This window comes from Nonomuraea sp. 3N208 (assembly GCF_052245935.1).
GTDB lineage: Bacteria > Actinomycetota > Actinomycetes > Streptosporangiales > Streptosporangiaceae > Nonomuraea.
Genome location: NZ_JBQQBR010000006.1, coordinates 273580 through 290922 on the forward strand (window position 1 = coordinate 273580; position 17343 = coordinate 290922).

Sequence of the window (17343 nt, forward strand, 5' to 3'; positions counted from 1 at the left end):
CGGCGCCCCGGCGACCGGGGGCGACGACGCCGATCGCCCCGCCGTGTGAGAATCGGCGTGTGTCGAGACGCCGTCGCCTTGGTTACCTGCTCAAGCACGCCAACCTGCGCCTGGCCGAGCTGACGGGCCCCGCGCTGGAGCCGTACGGCATCGATGGGCGCGAGTTCGCGGTGCTGTCGGTGCTCGGCTCGGCGGACCCGCTGTCGCAGCTGGAGGCGGCCCAGCGGCTCGCGATCGACCGGACCACGATGGTGAGCCTGGTCGATGCGCTGGAGCGGAAAAAGCTCGTGGGGCGGCGGCCGGATCCGCACGACCGGCGCAGGAACATCGTGGAGCTGACCGGCCAAGGCCGCGAGACCCTGGACGGGGCCACGCGGGCCGTGGACGGTGCCGAGGCGGCGTTTCTGGGCGGGCTGGCGGAAGAGGACGCACGGCTGTTCAGGGACGTGCTGGGCCGCCTGGTCGGGTAAGTCCTCGATGCGTCAGATGGCCTCGTCGGGTAAACCCTCGACGCGTTAGACGGCCTCGACGCGCTAGACCGCCTGCTGTGCTGAGCCCTCGCCGAGCCGGCCGGCGCGGTGGTGGCGGCGGCAGAGCACCTGGTAGCGGACGAGTGAGGCGTCGGTGTCGCCGATCATCACCTGCTCGCCGGTCCGCACCATCGCCCCGCCCACGACCCTGGCGTTCAGCTGCCCGGGCCGACCGCACCAGCACAGCACCTCGACCTGCAGCCGGCACACCTCGTCGGCCAGCTCGAACAGCCGCTGCGCCGCCGGGAACATCACGGAACGGAAGTCGGAGGCCAGCCCGAACGCGTACACGTCCACGCCGTGCTCGTCCACCAGGTCCGCCAGCTGCTCGATCTGCTCGACCGTGTAGAAGCACGCCTCGTCGCAGATCAGGTAGTCGATCCGGTCGCGCGTCGCCGTAACCAGCCGTACGAGGTCGAGCGAGTCGTCCACCTCGATGGCCTCGAGACCGAGCCCGATCCGGCTGGTGACCTTCGGCCCGCCCGAGCGGTCGTGTTTGGTCAGCACCAGGCCCCGCCGCCCTTGTCGCCCATGGTTGTAGTTCATCTGGAGCGCGAGCGTCGACTTCCCACAGTCCATGGGGCCGAAATAGAACTTCAGTACAGCGTCCCTGGCAGCGGAGGGTACGGCAGACAAGGCAGACGATTCGGTCACGGGCGGCCAGCTTAGCGGCTTGGCTTGTTCCATGACCTCGTGGGACATTTTCCCCCTGAGGTTTCAGGAGGAACTGTGGTCACCGATAAACCACCGGCGCTCGACGCGATGATGAAGCAGGACGACCTCACGGCCGCCCAGGCTGACGCCACCCGATGGCGGTACGGCTTCCTCGTCGTGGTGACGGGCATTGTCGCGGTCTTGGTCGCCTTCGGCGCCGCCGTATTCGCCACCGGCGAGTTCGCCCCGCTTTTCGCTGGTGTGGCCGGAGTGATCGGTACCATCATCGGAGCATATTTCGGGGTGCAGGCAGGTCAGTCGGGGAAAGCGAGGGTGGAGGCCGAGCTCGCCCGTTCTCAGGAGATGGTGGTGCGCCTGGCGGCCTATGTCGGCACCGAGAACGCGCCCCGTGTCATCGACGAAGTGCTCGGCCGACGCCGAAGCTGAGGAGCCATGCGTAGCGTCCGTATCGGAGTGGACACCGGAGGCACATTCACCGACGTGGTCGCGGTGGACGAGCAGACCGGTGAGATCCTCACCACCAAGACCCCCTCGACCCCCGCCAACCCCGCGGACGGGTTCCTCGCCGGCATCGCGAAGCTGGGCGAGCTCGACGTCGGCTCGATCGTGCACGGCACCACGGTGGCCACGAACCAGTTGCTCGAGGACCGGATCGCGAACCTCGGATTCATCACGACCGAAGGCTTCGAGTTCGTCCTGGAGATCGCCAGGCAGAGCGTGCCCGACGGCTACGGCAACTCCTACTTCTGGGTCAAGCCGCCCAGGATCGTTCCCGTGCACCTGGTGAAGACCGTCGGCGGGCGGCTCGACCACCTGGGCAAAGAGGTGTGGTCGTTCTCGGAGGAGCAGGCCGTCGAGGTGGCCCGCTGGTTCCGCGCCAAGGGCATCACCGCGATCGGCGTGTGCTTCCTGCACTCCTACGCCAACCCCGAGCACGAACGCCGCATGCGCGAGGTGCTGTGGCGCGAGCATCCGGAGGCGGTGATCTCGTTGTCGAGCGACGTGCTGCGCGAGTACCGCGAGTACGAACGCTCGGTCACCACCCTCGTCGACGCGGCCGTCAAGCCGGCCATGCGCGGCTACATCGCCAGCCTCTCCACCCGCCTGGGCCGGCCGTTCTCCGTCATGAAGTCCAACGGCGGCATCCTGTCCGCCCGCGAGGTCGTCAACCAGCCGATCACCACCGTCCTGTCCGGGCCCGCGGCGGGCGCGCTCGGCGCGGCGCTCATCGCCTCCACGGCCGGGCACAAGTCGGTGATCACGCTGGACGGCGGCGGCACCTCGACCGACGTGGCCGTGGTGATCGAGGGCGAGCCGTCCATCACGACCGAGGGCGTCATCGGCCGCTACCCGTGCAAGATCCCGATGATCGACATCGTCACGGTCGGCGCGGGCGGCGGCTCGATCGCCTGGATCTCGCCCGAAGGCACGCTCAAGGTCGGTCCCAAGTCCGCCGGCGCCGACCCTGGACCGCTCTGCTACGGCAAGGGCGGGACGGAGGTGACGGTCACCGACGCGCACGTGTTCCTCGGCCGCATCCCGCCGCACCTGCTCGGCGGCGAGATCCCGCTGAACGCCGACGCCGCTCGAACCGGCATCGAGGGCCTGGCCGACAAGCTCGGACTCAGCCCGGAGCGCACCGCGACCGGGATCCTGGAGATCAGCGCGTTCAACCAGAGCAACGCGATCCGGCAGCTCACCGTCAAGCGGGGGCTGGACGTGCGGGACTTCCCGCTGGTGACGTTCGGCGGGTCCGGGCCGCTGCTGGCGTGCCGGCTGATCGACATCCTGGGCCTGCCCTCGGTCGTCATCCCGCGCGACCCTGGGAACGTTTCAGCGTTCGGGCTCCTCACAGTCGACGTCAAGAACGACTACGTCCGCACGTACGTCACCCGCGACCTATCCCTCGGCCAGGCCGCCGAGATCTTCCACGACCTGGAGCATCAGGCGGGCGAGGCGCTGGACCGCGAGGGCTTCGACGACCCGGTGTACGTCCGCAGCGCCGACCTGCGTTACTACGGCCAGGGCTACGAGGTCCGCGTCCCCGCCCCGGCCGGCGAGATCGACGCCGACTGGCAGGCCGAGGTGATCGACCGCTTCCACGACGCCCACGAGAAGCTCTACGGGTACGCCTACCGCGACGACCCCCGACACGGCGTCGAATGGGTGAACCTGCGCGTCTCGGGGATCGGCCCCATCACCCGCCCGACCCTCCGCCCCCTGGACAAGCCGGGCCCGGGCGCCACCTCCGTTCGCTCGGTGCACTTCGACGAGACCCGCGACACGCCGATCCACCAGCGGGCCGCCCTCGGCGCCGGCGCCAAGGTGTCGGGTCCGGCCGTGATCGAGGAGTACGGCTCGACGATCCCCATCCATCCCGGCTTCACCGCCACCGTGGACACGTACGGAAATGTGGAGATAAAGCGTGACTGATCCCATTCTCATCGAGATCGTCGAGGGCACGCTGGCCTCCGTGGAGAAGGAGGTCGAGACCGCCATCGCGCGGACGGCGCGCTCGCCGATGATCCGCGACGCGCACGACTTCCGCGCCGGCATCCACGACGCCCGCCTGCGCAAGCTGACCGGCCGCTCCTACAGCGCGCTCGTCCAGCCGATCGTGCGTGACTTCCCGATCGAGACGATGAAGCCGGGCGACGTCTACTTCCACAACGACGTCTACCTCTCCGAAGGCGGCATCGGCCACCTGCCCGACCTGTGCGTGACCGTGCCGGTGTTCCACGAGGGCGCCGTCGTCGCGTTCGTGCAGGCGTTCGGCCACCACGACGACATCGGCGGCGCCGTGCCGGGATCGATGCCCTCGCACGCCCGTTCGGTGTTCGAGGAGGGCCTGATGGTCCCGCCGATCAAGTTGTGGGACGAGGGCGTGCCGAACGAGGCCGCGCTGCGCATCATGACGCGCAACTCGCGGATGCCCGACTCGCTGGCCGGAGACCTGGACGCCGAGTGCTCGGCCTGCCTCATGGGGGCGCGTCGGTTGAGCGAGCTGTTCGAGCGGTACGGCAGGCAGGCCGTCGAGGAGTGCTTCGACGCGATCATCTCGAAGACCACGGAGACGTTCCGCAGGGAGCTGCTGTCGAAGCTCCCCGAGGGGACGTACGTGTGGGAGGACTACGCCGAGCACGACGGCGTGGACGAGCCCCGCCTGCACGCCCAGCGCATCACCCTGACCGTCGACCACGCGGCCGAGTCACCTTTGACGATCGACTTCACCGGCACGTCCCCGCAGGCCAAGGGCCCGATCAACCACGCGGGCGACTACGCAGGCGGCGTGTTCCTGAAGAAGTGGCTGGCCCCTGTGCTGCGCAACCTTGCCGACACGCCGGAGCGGATGGCCGAGCTGGACGTCAACGAGGGCGTCGTGCCGCTCATCAAGATGATCTTCCCGGAGAAGGGCACCCTCCTCACCCCGATCTTCCCCGCTCCCACGAACGCCCGGACGTTCGTCATCCTGCGCCTGCTCGGCGTGCTCGCCGGCGTCCTGGCCAAGGCCACGGGCGGGCGGATGCCGGCCGACCAGGAGACGATCCGCTACACGGGCGTGTACGGGACGGACGCGGACGGGCAGCCGTATCTGATGCGGGAGGTCCTCGGCGGCGGCTCCGGCGGGCGCTGGTACGCCGACGGCGAGGACACCATCCATGTGGTGCCGGACTCACGCAACATCCCGGTCGAGTTCGCCGAGGCGCGGTGGCCGTTCCGGGTGGAGCGGCTGGCGCTGGCCTGCGACTCCGGCGGGCCCGGCATGTACAGGGGCGGGCTCGGCTACGACAAGCACATCAGGATGCTCCGGGACGCCTCGTACATGTCCATCGCCGACCGGTCGATCCTGTCCTGCTGGGGCGTCAACGGCGGCCTCGCCGGACGGCCGTTCCGGGTGGAGATCGCGGGCAAGGAGATGGAAGGCCTGGTGGACGACTATCCGGTCCAGGCCGGTGAGGTCATCCGCATCCGGACCACCGGGGGTGGCGGCTGGGGGTCGCCTTATGACCGGGACCCGCGGGCGGTGGCGGCCGACGTGCGGGACGGCAAGGTGTCGATCGCGGGCGCGCTCGGGGACTACGGGGTGGTGCTGGACGGGGACCGCATCGACGAGCAGGGGACGGCCGAACTCCGCGCCACCCTCCGGCCGCCGGCGGACCGGTTCTTCGACCGAGGGCCCGGTTACGCGAAGCTCTCGGGTGGGCGGAGTCTCGCAGAGGTAGACGAATTGTGAGTCGATGAGTCCATGCGGATTCCGCATGGGCTCTACCTGATGGCGGCCGTGCTCGTCTCCCCGAATGAGGCGGCGACGCACCGCGCGGCGCTCCGGGCGCTCCTGTTGCGTCGTCAGCGGACGCTGGTCCCGGCGTCGCATTGAAGCCGATCGCGCTCGACTGAGCCCAGACAGCGCAAAGCCCGGGCTCCTGTCGTCCGGCAGTCCACCCAGGCCCACTTCCACTCCTCCCCGCAGGAAGGCGGCGCGCCGCGACTTTATCGCTTACTCCTTGTCGAAGCTCGCGAAATACGTGGCCGCCATATCCTCGTCCCCGTGCCCCTGCGCCTCAGCGCGCCGGAACCGCTCCCCGGCCGCCGCCACCACATCCAGCCGCACCCCGGCCGACTTCCCTGCCTCGACGATCAACCGCGTGTCCTTCTCGGCATTGGACACGGTGAAGCTGGGCGCGAAGTCGCCCTCCATGATGGCCTTCGACTTGGCCTGGAAGTAGGCGTTGTCCAGCGGCCCGCCGCTGATCACCTGCCGGACCAGATCGGGATCAAGCCCCAGGCCCTTGGCGAGGGCGAGGGACTCGGCGATGACGGCGGTGAGGGAGATGGCGTAGCTCACGGCCGCCAGCTTCAGCTTGGACGCCGCGCCGTCCGCTCCGGACTCGCCGAGCCAGAGCGTGCGCTGGCCGACCGCGGCGAAGACCGGCTCCAGCGCCTGCTGGGCGGACTGCGGCCCCGCCGCCAGGATGATCAGCTTGCCCTGCTCGGCCGGCTGCTTCGTGCCCTGAACCGGCGCGTCCACGAACGTCAGCCCGTGCTCGCCCGCCAGCGCCGCCAGCCCGCCGACCGCGTCGATCCCGACCGTGCTCATCTGGGCCCATACCTGACCGGACCGCAGCCCGGGCGCGGCGGCGGTCATCGCCGCACGTACCGCGTCACCGTCGCTCAGCATCGTGACGATCACGTCCGCGCCCTCGACCGCCTCGGCCGGAGACCCGGCCACCACCGCGCCGTCGGCTTGCAAGGGCTCGGCCTTCTCTCGAGTGCGATTCCACGCCGTGACCGGCAGGCCGGACTTGACGAGGTTGCGGGCCATGGGAGCGCCCATGAGGCCGGTTCCGAGAAATGCGACAGAAGTCATGGGATCACCCTATGAAGGGCCGGGAAGTGGCCCGCGCCCGGGGGACCGGTAAGCCGACTGGAACGAGCTTTTAACGGCGCGGAAACACCACGGGAGTGCACTGAGGGGGACTCACCGAGAGTGTGAGGCGCACCTAGGGTTCCGCCGGTTCCACGGGTCTGGTCCGAGAGGTGCAGGCGGCCTGTGCCGGCCGCTCCACGGCGGGACAAAAGCCCGGGAGGTCAGCCACAGCCTGGCTGCCTTCCGGCCGGGCAACGATCATTCGGAGCTCGAATGCACTGGCACCCCCGCAAACTGCACGAGGACTACGGACCCGAAGCACGCTTCGCCGTCGAACGCGAGGCCGAGCTGCCCACCACCGCCTGGGACCGCGAGGTGGCCCGCGCCCTGGAGCTGGGCCTGCAGGGCGCCGACTCCATCGTGGACCGGCGCATCCCGACCTTCTCGCGCGGCGAATTGCCGCATTTCGCGGGCATCAACACCTTCCTCAAGGCCCCGTACGTCGAGGACGTGCGCACCTGCGGCGACTATGACGTGGCCGTGCTGGGCGCACCGTTCGACGGCGGCACGACGTACCGCCCCGGCACCCGGTTCGGGCCGCAGGGCATCCGCCGCATCTCGGCGCTGTACGGCCCGTACAGCTTCGAGCTGGGCGTGGACCTGCGCGAGTCGATCACGATGGCCGACCTCGGCGACATCTTCACGATCCCCGGCAACATCGAGAAAACTTTCGACCAGATCTCCAAGGCCGTCTCCCATGTGTACGCCAGCGGCGCCTTCCCCGTCGTCCTGGGCGGCGACCACTCGATCGGCTACCCGACGGTACGCGGCGTCGCCGAGCACCTGTCCGGAAATCTCGGGATCATCCACTTCGACCGGCACGTCGACACCCAGGAGACCGACCTCGACGAGCGGATGCACACGACGCCGTGGTTCCACGCCACCGACCTCCCGAACGTGCCCCCGCAGAACCTCGTCCAGATCGGCATCGGCGGCTGGCAGGCCCCCAGACCCGGCGTGAAGGTGGGTCGCGAGCGCGGCACCACCATCATGACGGTCACCGACTGCGTCGAGATGGGCATCGAGGCGGCCGCGGAAAGGGCGCTGGAGGTGGCCTGGCGGGACGCCGAGGCGGTGTGGTTGTCGTTCGACGTGGACTGCCTGGACGCGGCGTTCGTGCCGGGCACCGGGTGGCCGGAACCGGGTGGGTTCCTGCCGCGCGAGGTGCTCAAGTTCATCCAGATCATCGCCGATGCGGCGCCGCTGGCCGGGATCGAGGTCGTCGAGTGCAGCCCGCCGTACGACAACGCCGACATCACCTCGCTGATCGCCACCCGTGTCATCTGCGACACGCTCGGCTGCCTGGTCCGCTCCGGCCACCTGCCGGCCAAGAAGAAGGAGGCCGCGTCATGATCCGCCGGCTCCTGATCGCCGCCCTGCTCCTCCTCTGTGCCGCCTGTGGTGGCGGCGGCCAGTCCGCGGCGCCCACGGGTTCCGCAGACAAGGCCGTCACCCTGGGCTTCTCCGCCTGGCCCGGCTGGTTCCCGTGGCAGGTCGCCCAGGAGAAGGGGCTGTTCGCCAAGAACGGGGTCACCGTCGAGCTGAAGTACTTCGACAGCTACACCGACAGCCTCACCGCCCTGGCCACCGGGAACATCGACGCCAACAGCCAGACGCTGAACGACACGCTCGCCTCCGTCTCCGGCGGCGCCAAGCAGACCGTCGTGCTGGTGAACGACAACTCCACCGGCAACGACCAGATCATTGCCAAGCCGGGCATCACGTCGGTGGCGCAGCTCAAGGGCAAGACGGTCGCCGCCGAGCAGAGCACCGTGGACCATTACCTGCTGCTGCTCGCCCTGCGCAAGGCGGGGCTCAAACAGAGTGACATCACGTTCAAGCCGCTGCCCACGGACGCGGCGGCGGCCGCGTTCAAGGCGGGGCAGGTGGACGCGGTCGGGGTGTTCGCGCCGTTCACGACGACCGCTCTGGAGCTGCCCGGCGCCACCGCCATCGCCACGTCCAAGGACTTCCCCGGGGCCATCCCGGACCATCTGGTCGTGTCGCGCTCGCTGGCCGCCGACCGGCCGGAGGTCGTGCAGGGGCTGGTGAAGGCCTGGTTCGACACGCTGGCCTGGATCGGCGCGAACAAGGCGGAGGCCCAGGCGATCATGGCGAAGCGGGCGGGGGTGAGCGAGCAGGCCTACGCCGACTATGACGCCGGGACCACGATCCTCTCGCTGGCCGACAACCTGGAGGCGTTCAGCTCGGGGAGCCTGCAGAAGCAGGCCGAGGAGATCGGCGCGTTCCTCACCGAGTCGGGGCTGGCCGACACGGCCCCGCCGCTCGACGGCCTGCTGGATCCGCGCTTCGTCCAGGGCGTGTCGTCATGACGGGCCCGCGCACCCACGCGGCATCCGGTCCCGGGTCTGCTGAATCGGTGTCCGCGCCATTGGGCGCGCGGCCTCCGAGGAGGGTGGCCGCGGAGCCGGGCGCCGGGCACGCGAGCGAGCGGCGGTCACGAGACCGCGCCGACTGGCCGCCGCTCCCGAAACGGGCACCTCGCGTCCGGGGCGTCGACGGGGCGCCTGCCGAGGGCGGGGAGGCGCGGAGGCGGCAGGCCGGGTGGCGAGGACGGAGCGGGCGCAGCCTGACCGGGCGGGCCCGATGGGGGTTGCGGGTCGGGGCCGTCGTCGTGCCGCTGGGGCTCTGGGCGCTCGTCAGCTCGATGGGCGTCGTCGACCCGACGTTCCTGCCCTCGCCGGGCGCGGTCGCGCAGGCCTTCGTGGAGATGGCCGCGAGCGGGCAGCTGCTGTCCGACGCCGCGGCCAGCCTGGGCCGGGTGGGCGCCGGGTTCGGGCTGGCGGTGGCGATCTCGGTGCCGCTGGGCATGGCCATGGGCACGTCCCAGGTCGCCCTGGCGCTGCTGGAGCCGGTGATCGGGCTGTTGAGGTATCTGCCGGCGTCCGCGTTCATCCCGCTGCTGATCATCTGGCTCGGCCTGGGCGAACCGTCAAAGATCGCGATCCTGGTCATCGGGGTGGTGTTCTTCAACACGCTCATGACGGCCGACGCGGTGCGCGCCGTCCCCGGGGAACTGCGCAAGGCCGCCGCCACCCTCGGGGCGACGCGGGGCGAGGTGCTGCGCAAGGTCGTGTGGCCGTACGCGCTGCCCGGGGTCCTCGACGCGATGCGCGTGAACGCCGCCGCGGCATGGAACTTCGTGGTGGTGGCCGAGCTCATCGCCGCCGAGTCCGGGCTCGGCTACCGGATCGTCCGCGCCCAGCGCTTCCTGCAGACCGACCGGATCTTCGCCGTGCTGGTCGTGATCGGCATGATCGGCCTGGCCATCGACGTCGGCCTGCGCCTGGCGCGGGCGCGGGTGGGGAGGTGGGCCTCGTGACGCTCGTGCTGCGCGACGTGGCCAAGGAGTACGGCGGCAAGCGGGTGCTCGACGGCATCGGCCTGGAGCTGGACCCGGGCGACTTCGTGTGCATGGTGGGCGCGAGCGGCTCGGGCAAGTCCACGCTGCTCAGCATGATCGCCGGTCTGGAGCAAGTCACCGGCGGCACGATGGAGCTCGACGGCGTCCCGGTGAGCGGCCCGGGTCCCGAGCGTGGGCTGGTGTTCCAGTCGGGGGCGTTGTTCCCGTTCCTCACGGTCGCCGAGAACGTCGGCTTCGGCCTGCGCCTCCTGCCGCTGAAGGCCGCGGAACGCCGCCGCCGCGTCGAGTGGTACCTGTCCGAGGTGGGTCTGCTGCCGCTCGCGGACGCCCTGCCCAAGGAGCTGTCCGGCGGCGAGCGGCAGCGCGTGGCGATCGCCCGCGCCCTGGCCTGCGAGCCGTCCGTGCTCCTGCTCGACGAGCCGTTCGGCGCGCTCGACGTGCAGACCAAGGAGGACATGCAGCTCTTCCTGCACCAGGTCTGGCGCGACACGGGAGCGACGGTGCTCATGGTCACGCACGACGTCGAGGAGGCCGTGCTGCTCGGCCGGCGGGTGATCGTGCTCACCTCGGACCCGGGACGGGTGGCGGCCGAACTGCCCGTGCCCCTGCCCGGCCGCCGGGAGCTCGCAATCAAGCGGACCCCGGACTTCCTCGCCCTCCGCGCGACGGTCGAGGACCTCATCAGAGGAAAAGTGCCTGCGCGGGATTAGTTCCTTTGCCGTAATTCGCTATTGACGGGAAACCAAGCGGCTTTCTAGGTTTCGGTCATGACCTTAATTAAGCGCATGCTGGCGTGCGGCATGGCTGCCGCTCTCGCCACGCTCGGCGCCGCCGCCCCGGCGGGCGCGGCGGCGCCCCATGTGCAGGATCTCGGCGTTCCCCTGGAGGACGTGCTGCTGATCGGCGGCGTGGTGGCGCCGGGCCCCGGCGGCCAGACCGTGCTGTGGGGCGCGTCCTCGGGCGCCCCCGCCCACCTCAACGCCGTCGACCCCGCCACCGGCGCCGAGGTGGCCAGGTACGACCTGCCCGGCGCCGGCGGCTCCTGGGCCTTGGACGCGGCCCCGGACGGCAGCGTGTACGCCGGCACGTACGGCGACGGCCGCCTCTACCGCTGGACGGACCAGGGCGGTGTCCAGGACCTCGGCAGGCCCCTGCCCTCGGAGAACTTCATCTGGTCCGTGGCTGCGGGCGAGGGCGCCACCGTCTACGGCGGCACCTCCCCGGGCGGCCGCCTCTTCGCGTATGACCCCGCTACCGGCGTGCGCGACTACGGCAGGCTCTCACCCACGCACGCCTACGTCCGCAGCGTCTCCTACGCCGACGGAAAGATCTACGCAGGCACCGAGGCCCCCGCCGCCGTCTTCGAGATCGACGCCGCCTCGGGCGCGACCAGGCAGCTCCCCACGCCCGACGGCCTCGACCCAGTGGGCAAGTGGGCCTACGACGTGAACGTCGTGGGCGGCTTCCTCTACGTGCGCTACGGCGGCGCGAGCCCGGGCCCGCTGCACGTCTGGGACATCGCCGCCGGCCGGTGGACCGACGCGCTCGACTCCGCCCACGGCCTGGACGTCTCGTCCCCTGACGCGGAGGGCGCGGTCTACCTGGTCAAGGGCGGGGAGCTGGTCCGCTACGACCCCCGGGCCAAGACCACGACCGGGACCGGCATGCCCATCACGGGGCGGGTGGCCAACACGCGCGGCATCGGCTGGGCCGAGCTGGGCCTGCCCGACTATCCGGGCAAGAGTGTCGTCGGCCTGCTCTGGCGCGGGCTGATGTTCCGCTACAACCCGCAGACCGGCGCGAAGTCGTTCGTGCAGACGGCCGTCAAGGGCGAGCCCATCGACGTGACCGCGCTCGCGGAGGGCCCCGACGGCCGCATGTACGCCGGCGGCTTCCTCAACGGCGGCTTCGCCGCGCTGGACCCGGTGACGGGGAAGCGGGCGGAGTTCCACACCTTCTCCCAGAGCGAGGACATGACCGCCCACGACGGCAAGCTCTACATCGGCGCGTACCCCGAGGCCAGGGTCTACGCCTATGACCCGGCGCTGCCGTGGAACAGCACCGAGTACTCGCCCAGCCCCGAGCCAGGCCCGGCGCCGAACCCGGCCCGGCTGTTCGACCTCGCCGCGGACAAGCAGATCAGGCCGCGGGCCTTGGTGTCCGCGGGCCGCTACCTCGCCGCGGGCACCATGCCCGACCTCGGCCACCTCGGCGGCGTGCTGGCCTTGTGGGATCCGCGGACCGGGACGCTCAAGCACTCCCAGCGCAACGTGGTCAAGGACCAGAGCATCGTCTCCCTCGCCTACCGCGACGGCGTGCTCTACGGCGGCACGTCCATCTACAGCGGCCAGTCGGCCACGCCGCCGACGCAGCCGGAGGCCAAGCTCTTTGCGTGGTCGGTGAAGGAGGACCGGCTGCTGTGGGAGATCGTCCCCGCCCCGGGCAAGCCTGCCGTCCCGGCGCTCGCGTTCGACGACCGGGGCCGGTTGTGGGGGATCGCGGGCGGCGAGGTGTTCGCGGTCAGCACGGCCGCCCGCAAGGTGGTCGAGCGCGTCACGCTGTCGGGCAGCAAGAGCGCGAGCGGGCAGCTCGCCTTCAACCGGCGCGACCACACCCTGTACGGCGCGCACGCCGGCCAGGACGTCTTCTCGCTCGACCCGCTGACGGGCCGGTACACCGTGCTGCGGCAGGGACCTGTGCACCAGCTCGCGGTGCACAGGTCCGGGGACGTCTACTTCGCCGAGGGCCCGCGTCTGTTCCGGCTGACCGGTCAGCAGACGCGGTAGGTGTAGAAGTTCTCGAAGCGTGACAGGTAGAGGTGGCCGTCGGGGCCGAGGGTCAGGTTGGAGATCGGGCGGGCGATGAGCGCGAGCGCCATCGTCCCCGGATCGATCCGGTACGCCTTGCCCTGCACCTTGCCCCACAGGAACCCCTTGTGGAAGACGAGGTGGGTGTCCAGCCAGACCTGGGTGGCGCTGGACCAGGGATAGGTCTGGTGCTTGACGCTCCTGACGGTCCGTCCGGTGGCCGGGTCCAGCTCGAACAGGGTGTCCGGGGTCAGCCCCCACAGCCGTCCGGCGCCGTCGAAGGCGATCGAGCCGAGGGCCAGGTCGCCGGGGACGGGGGTGCTCTGCCAGAGGAGCGAGTCCGTGGCGATGTCGTACGCGAACGCCACGGCCTCGCCCCGCGGCGTGCTGGTGCCGCCGAAGGCCGAGGTGGCGCCGTAGACGATCCCGTCGCGGTAGGCCAGCCCGATGATGCTGTGGCCCGGGATGATGTCCCGTCTGATCACCGTGCGCCCGGTGGCGGGATCGAGCAGGCCGAGCGCGCCGCCGTGGGTGCCGGACTTGGGCACCGTGCCGAACGCCAGCCAGTCGCCCGCGGAGATCATCGCGAAGGGCCTGTCCTGCTCCTGGCCACCGAGGTCGAGCAGGAGCCTGGGCGCCGTCCCGTCGAACTCGTAGATCCGGGCGCCGGGGTAGACGCCGAGGTAGAGCTTGCCCTTGTGGGTGACGATGCCCTCGCTCTGGCCGACGTTCGGCCAGTACGCGGCCTCGCCGGTGGCGGGGTCGTAGGCGGCCAGGCCGCCGGTGAAGAAGCCGCCCGCATAGATGCGGCCGTCGGGGCCCGCGCCGAGCGAGCGGATGCTGACGGGCTGGCCGGTCAGCGTGCCGTCGAGCAGCCGGCCCTGCCCGGTCTTGCGGTCGAAGTGCCAGATGCGGCCGGTGGAGCTGGTGCCGACGAGCGTGTGCCCGAGCCAGCCGAGCGGGCGGGCGGCGCCTTCGCCGTACTCGGTGAAGCCGAGCTTGGTGATCTTCCCGGTTTCGAGGTCGTACCTGGCGAGCTCGCTGTTCTGGAACAGGTAGAGGTCGTGGCCGTGCTTGCCGCCGCCGACGGTGAGGCTGTCGACGTCCGGCACGACGTCCTTCCACTTGCGTTCGTCCAGGTCGTACACGCCCATGGGGTTGGTTCCCGTGGAGGTGCCGAAGCGGACGAGCAGGTGACGTCCGGCCACGTCCACGTCGTAGGCGTAACCGCTGCCCTCGATCGGCGGGTCGATCACCCGCTGGAGCGTGCCGTCAGGAGAGAGCACCGCGACCTTCATGCTGACGGCGCCGACGCCGGCGTACACGGTGCCGTCCTCGCCCACGGCCAGGTCCCTGACGAACTGGTCGCCCGGGACCGGGCTGCCCAGGTCGGTGTACGCCCCGGTCGCGGTGTCGTAGCGGAAGAGCTTGCCCGTAGGCGAGGTGCCGCCGTAGACGGCCGAGCCGTCAGGGCTGGCGGCGACGGTCCAGATGAACGTCTCGGTCGCGATGGGGATGCCGAGCTCGCTCACCTGGTCGGTGGACGGGGTGTAGCGGAAGAGGCGGCCCATCGCCCCGGCCGTGCCGTTGTAGCTGCCCACGTACACCGAGTGGTCCGGGGCGACGGTGACGGCCCAGGAGCCGAGGGCCAGCGGGAGCGGCCGCTCGCCGATCAGGCGGCCGTCGCGGGCGTCCCTGATGCCGAGCAGCGCCGGGCCGGAGGCGCTGGAGGTGACGGAGTAGACGCGCGGGCCCTGCGGGTGGCGGGCGTCCAGCGCGGTGCCCGCGGTGGTGGCGCCCGTCAGCGGGAGCGTGCCGAGGTTGTGGAAGCCGCACCCGGTCGGTGGTGCTGCGGTGGATTCGGCCTGGACCGGAGTTGGGAGTAACAAGGCAATGAGGAGCGCTGCTGCTGCCATGATGCGCACGTATAACCTCCTAGAAAGCAATAACGGCCTTGACCGTAATTTGCCGAGCCGCTCCGTGACAAGATGGTGGGATGGGTCCGGTGGTGATCATGGCGGTGCGACACGGACAGAGCCAGGCCAACCTCGCCCATGAGGAGGCAGGCGATAGGCCGCTGCGCTACGAGCCAGGCGACCACGAGGTCACGCTGACCGAGCTGGGCAGGGCGCAGGCCGCGGCGCTGGGGCGGTTACTGGCAGACATGCCCGCCGCTGACGCCCCCGAGCTGGTGTGGTGCTCGCCCTACCTGCGGGCGCTCGACACGTGGAAGACCGCGCAGCACGTGTGGGGCGTGGACCCGCTTCCCGTCACCGTGGACGAGCGACTCAGGGACCAGGAAGCGGGGGCGTTCGCGCACTACAACCTGGCCGCGATCATGGAACGGTTCCCCGAGGAAATGGCGCGGCGGGAGGCGGAGGGCGCCTACGCTTTCCGCCCGCCCGGTGGCGAGTCCCTGGCGGACGTCGTCGTCCGGCTCAGGGACTGGCTGAAGGACCTGGACGGGCACGCGGGCGGGCGGCGGGTGCTGATCGTCGCCCACGACTCGGTGGTGCTGGGGCTGCGCCACGTCATCGCGGGCGGCCCGGACGAGGAGCTGGCGGCCGTGCTGGCGTTCGCGCCGGTGCTGAACGCGTCCGTGTCCGTCTGGCGCACCGGCGCCGGCCGGTTCGAGCTCGACCGCTTCAACGACGTCGCCCACCTCACGTCCGGATGACGAGATCGGCACGCTCGCGGGTGCGGTCCCCTTCGAACCACGCCTTCTCCGCCGCGAACCACTCCCGCCACCGGGGCTCCAGCTCGGGCCCGTCCCGCTCCAGCACGCGGGCGAAGCGGACAGGATCGGCGGCCTCCACCCAGACGGTGTACGCCAGCAGGGGCGTCGCTGAGGCGCGGGCCGTGCCGACGCCCTCGATGACCAGGACCGGCGCGACGGGGACCGTCACCTGCTCTGCGTACTCGCCGCGTACCCAGTCGTACCTGCGGAACCTCCCAGGCTGACCGTGCTGGAGCGGGCGCAGCACCTGCTCATCCAGAGCGTGGAACCAGCGTCCAGGGCCCTCCTCCCACGGCACGGGGAAGTCGTCGCTGTGGATCACCTGGCACGCGAGCGCCGCCCCCAGCCGTTCCGCGAACGTGGTCTTGCCCGCGCCGGCGGGCCCGTCGACGGCCACCAGGCGGATCGGGCCGCAGGAGGGCGGCAGGTTCCTGATGCGGTCGGCCAGCGAATTCACCGACCCAGGGTAGGTGACCTGAGGCGGGTAACTGAGAGAATGTTCTTTCGCCCCGACCGCAGGCAGCGCGAACGCAAGCAGCCCGGACGCAAGCAGGAGGTTGACCGTGCTCGGACCCCTCGGCGACATCGTCGTGCTCGACCTGTCCAGGGCCCTGGCCGGGCCGCATGCGGCGCAGATGCTCGGTGACCTGGGCGCACGGGTGATCAAGGTGGAGCATCCGGAGGGGGGCGACGAGTCGCGCGGCTGGGGGCCGCCGTTCGTCGGACCGGATCACGATATTTCGACGTATTTTCTGGCGGCCAACCGCAACAAGCAGTCCCTCGCGGTCGACATGAAGTCCCCCGAGGGCAAGCGGCTCATCGAGCGCCTCGTCCGCCAGAGCGACGTCCTCGTCGAGAACTTCCGTACCGGCGTGCTGGACCGCCTCGGCTTCTCCGTCGAGCGGCTGCACGAGCTCAACCCGCGCCTGGTCATCCTGTCGATCACCGGGTTCGGCCACGACGGCCCCGAGGGCGGTCGCCCCGGCTACGACCAGATCGCCCAGGGCGAGGCCGGCCTGATGTCGCTGACCGGCCCCTCGCCCGACGAGCCGTACCGCGTCGGCGCCTCCATTTCCGACCTGCTGGCCGGCATCCACGGCGCCTACGGCGTGGCCGGCGCGCTCTACGAGCGCGAGCGCACCGGCAAGGGCCGCGTCGTCCGCACCTCGCTGCTGGCCGCCGTCACCGGCGTGCACGCCTACCACGGCACCGCCTGGACGGTGGGCGGCCAGGTGCCCGCCGCCAGCGGCAACCACCACGCCTCCATCACCCCGTACGGCTCCTTCCGCTGCGCCGACGGCATGCTGCAGATCGCCGCCGCCAACGAGGGCCAGTGGCGCAAGGTCGCCACCCTGCTCGGCATCGACCCCGGCACGCCCCGCTACGCCACCAACAAGGACAGGCGAGCCCACCGCGACGAGCTGATCGCCGACATGGAGAAGGCCCTGGCCGCTCACGACCGAGCCCACTGGCTGGCCGAGCTCGGCGCGGCCGGCGTGCCGGCCGGCGCGATCAGATCGCTCGACGAGGTTTACACCTGGGAGCAGACTCGCTCGCAGGGCCTGGTCGTCGAGGTGGAGCACCCGGTGCTGGGCCGCATCGAGCTGCCCGGGCCGCCGCTGCGCTTCGACGGGCCGACCGGGGTGGAGCACACCGCGCCGCCCATGCTCGGCCAGGACGGCGATGCGGTGCTGGCCTGGCTGGAGGAACGCGAACGATGATGCGCGATCAGTGGCACCGGCGAGCTCGCTCGCGCGTCAACATTGCAACGTCGGCAGACA

Annotated in this window: 16 protein-coding genes and 1 riboswitch; of the genes, 12 read left to right on the forward strand and 4 right to left on the reverse strand. The window is 70.8% G+C overall.

Features of this window, described 5'->3' with window-relative positions; translation table 11 throughout:
* Positions 1 to 59: 59 nt before the first annotated feature.
* Positions 60 to 470 (forward strand): MarR family winged helix-turn-helix transcriptional regulator, encoded by a 411-nt coding sequence (locus tag ACTWPT_RS11265; protein ID WP_443177228.1) that lies wholly within the window; start codon positions 60 to 62, stop codon positions 468 to 470.
* A gap of 63 nt (positions 471 to 533) precedes the next feature.
* Here the strand turns inward: ACTWPT_RS11265 and ACTWPT_RS11270 are convergent, their stop codons facing one another.
* On the reverse strand, positions 534 to 1232 hold the full coding sequence (locus ACTWPT_RS11270; protein WP_443177229.1) for a thymidine kinase: 699 nt from the start codon (positions 1230 to 1232) through the stop codon (positions 534 to 536).
* Here ACTWPT_RS11270 and ACTWPT_RS11275 point away from each other — a divergent pair.
* Genes ACTWPT_RS11275 through ACTWPT_RS11290 form a run of 4 tightly spaced genes read left to right on the forward strand, consistent with a single transcriptional unit; the run spans position 1209 to position 5583 of the window.
* A complete protein-coding gene (locus tag ACTWPT_RS11275) occupies positions 1209 to 1631 on the forward strand; it encodes a hypothetical protein (protein ID WP_443177230.1) in 423 nt (140 codons plus the stop codon). The genes ACTWPT_RS11270 and ACTWPT_RS11275 overlap by 24 nt on opposite strands.
* A 6-nt stretch (positions 1632 to 1637) precedes the next feature.
* A complete protein-coding gene (locus ACTWPT_RS11280) occupies positions 1638 to 3638 on the forward strand; it encodes a hydantoinase/oxoprolinase family protein (protein ID WP_443177231.1) in 2001 nt (666 codons plus the stop codon).
* Entirely contained in the window at positions 3631 to 5439 is a 1809-nt protein-coding gene (locus ACTWPT_RS11285; protein ID WP_443177232.1) for a hydantoinase B/oxoprolinase family protein, read from the forward strand. The genes ACTWPT_RS11280 and ACTWPT_RS11285 overlap by 8 nt, the downstream gene beginning before the upstream one ends.
* A 12-nt stretch (positions 5440 to 5451) precedes the next feature.
* Positions 5452 to 5583: a hypothetical protein gene (locus tag ACTWPT_RS11290; RefSeq protein WP_443177233.1), complete on the forward strand. Its 132-nt coding sequence runs from the start codon at positions 5452 to 5454 to the stop codon at positions 5581 to 5583.
* A gap of 120 nt (positions 5584 to 5703) precedes the next feature.
* Here the strand turns inward: ACTWPT_RS11290 and ACTWPT_RS11295 are convergent, their stop codons facing one another.
* A complete protein-coding gene (locus ACTWPT_RS11295; RefSeq protein ID WP_443177234.1) occupies positions 5704 to 6573 on the reverse strand; it encodes an NAD(P)-dependent oxidoreductase in 870 nt (289 codons plus the stop codon).
* Between the two features lie 122 nt (positions 6574 to 6695).
* Positions 6696 to 6795, forward strand: a riboswitch (guanidine-I (ykkC/yxkD leader).
* A gap of 51 nt (positions 6796 to 6846) precedes the next feature.
* Here ACTWPT_RS11295 and ACTWPT_RS11300 point away from each other — a divergent pair.
* The 5 genes from ACTWPT_RS11300 to ACTWPT_RS11320 all read left to right on the forward strand — a co-directional run bounded on the left by ACTWPT_RS11300 (position 6847) and on the right by ACTWPT_RS11320 (position 12804).
* Positions 6847 to 7986, forward strand: a complete 1140-nt coding sequence (locus tag ACTWPT_RS11300; RefSeq protein WP_443177235.1) for an agmatinase family protein — start codon at positions 6847 to 6849, stop codon at positions 7984 to 7986.
* Positions 7983 to 8966, forward strand: coding sequence for an ABC transporter substrate-binding protein (locus ACTWPT_RS11305; RefSeq protein WP_443177236.1), 984 nt, complete (start codon positions 7983 to 7985; stop codon positions 8964 to 8966). The genes ACTWPT_RS11300 and ACTWPT_RS11305 overlap by 4 nt, the downstream gene beginning before the upstream one ends.
* Before the next feature lie 83 nt (positions 8967 to 9049).
* Complete coding sequence (locus ACTWPT_RS11310) at positions 9050 to 9976, forward strand: ABC transporter permease (RefSeq protein ID WP_443177237.1); 927 nt, start codon at positions 9050 to 9052, stop codon at positions 9974 to 9976.
* The gene (locus ACTWPT_RS11315) at positions 9973 to 10728 is read left to right on the forward strand and encodes an ABC transporter ATP-binding protein (protein ID WP_443177238.1); all 756 of its coding nucleotides are present in this window, start codon (positions 9973 to 9975) and stop codon (positions 10726 to 10728) included. The genes ACTWPT_RS11310 and ACTWPT_RS11315 overlap by 4 nt, the downstream gene beginning before the upstream one ends.
* 57 nt (positions 10729 to 10785) lie before the next feature.
* Positions 10786 to 12804 (forward strand): outer membrane protein assembly factor BamB family protein, encoded by a 2019-nt coding sequence (locus ACTWPT_RS11320; protein ID WP_443177239.1) that lies wholly within the window; start codon positions 10786 to 10788, stop codon positions 12802 to 12804.
* Here ACTWPT_RS11320 and ACTWPT_RS11325 read toward each other — a convergent pair.
* Positions 12789 to 14750 (reverse strand): hypothetical protein, encoded by a 1962-nt coding sequence (locus tag ACTWPT_RS11325; protein WP_443177240.1) that lies wholly within the window; start codon positions 14748 to 14750, stop codon positions 12789 to 12791. The genes ACTWPT_RS11320 and ACTWPT_RS11325 overlap by 16 nt on opposite strands.
* Before the next feature lie 71 nt (positions 14751 to 14821).
* Here ACTWPT_RS11325 and ACTWPT_RS11330 point away from each other — a divergent pair, with 71 nt between their 5' ends.
* The gene (locus tag ACTWPT_RS11330; RefSeq protein ID WP_443177241.1) at positions 14822 to 15502 is read left to right on the forward strand and encodes a histidine phosphatase family protein; all 681 of its coding nucleotides are present in this window, start codon (positions 14822 to 14824) and stop codon (positions 15500 to 15502) included.
* Here the strand turns inward: ACTWPT_RS11330 and ACTWPT_RS11335 are convergent.
* Positions 15489 to 16019 carry a uridine kinase family protein gene (locus ACTWPT_RS11335; RefSeq protein WP_443177242.1) on the reverse strand — a complete coding sequence of 177 codons (531 nt, stop codon included), beginning with the start codon at positions 16017 to 16019 and terminating at the stop codon, positions 15489 to 15491. The two genes, ACTWPT_RS11330 and ACTWPT_RS11335, sit on opposite strands and share 14 nt — an antisense overlap.
* Positions 16020 to 16125: 106 nt before the next feature.
* Between ACTWPT_RS11335 and ACTWPT_RS11340 the strand changes: the two genes are divergently transcribed.
* Entirely contained in the window at positions 16126 to 17283 is a 1158-nt protein-coding gene (locus tag ACTWPT_RS11340; RefSeq protein ID WP_443177243.1) for a CaiB/BaiF CoA transferase family protein, read from the forward strand.
* Positions 17284 to 17343 lie beyond the last annotated feature (60 nt).

What these genes read in the sequence shown, in the direction of transcription:
- ACTWPT_RS11270 (WP_443177229.1), bottom strand. Translation starts at nt 1,232, where the DNA reads ATGTCCCACGAGGTCATGGAACAAGCCAAGCCGCTAAGCTGGCCGCCC.
- ACTWPT_RS11280 (WP_443177231.1), top strand. Translation starts at nt 1,638, where the DNA reads ATGCGTAGCGTCCGTATCGGAGTGGACACCGGAGGCACATTCACCGAC.
- ACTWPT_RS11290 (WP_443177233.1), top strand. Translation starts at nt 5,452, where the DNA reads ATGCGGATTCCGCATGGGCTCTACCTGATGGCGGCCGTGCTCGTCTCC.
- ACTWPT_RS11295 (WP_443177234.1), bottom strand. Translation starts at nt 6,573, where the DNA reads ATGACTTCTGTCGCATTTCTCGGAACCGGCCTCATGGGCGCTCCCATG.
- ACTWPT_RS11300 (WP_443177235.1), top strand. Translation starts at nt 6,847, where the DNA reads ATGCACTGGCACCCCCGCAAACTGCACGAGGACTACGGACCCGAAGCA.
- ACTWPT_RS11305 (WP_443177236.1), top strand. Translation starts at nt 7,983, where the DNA reads ATGATCCGCCGGCTCCTGATCGCCGCCCTGCTCCTCCTCTGTGCCGCC.
- ACTWPT_RS11320 (WP_443177239.1), top strand. Translation starts at nt 10,786, where the DNA reads ATGACCTTAATTAAGCGCATGCTGGCGTGCGGCATGGCTGCCGCTCTC.
- ACTWPT_RS11330 (WP_443177241.1), top strand. Translation starts at nt 14,822, where the DNA reads ATGGGTCCGGTGGTGATCATGGCGGTGCGACACGGACAGAGCCAGGCC.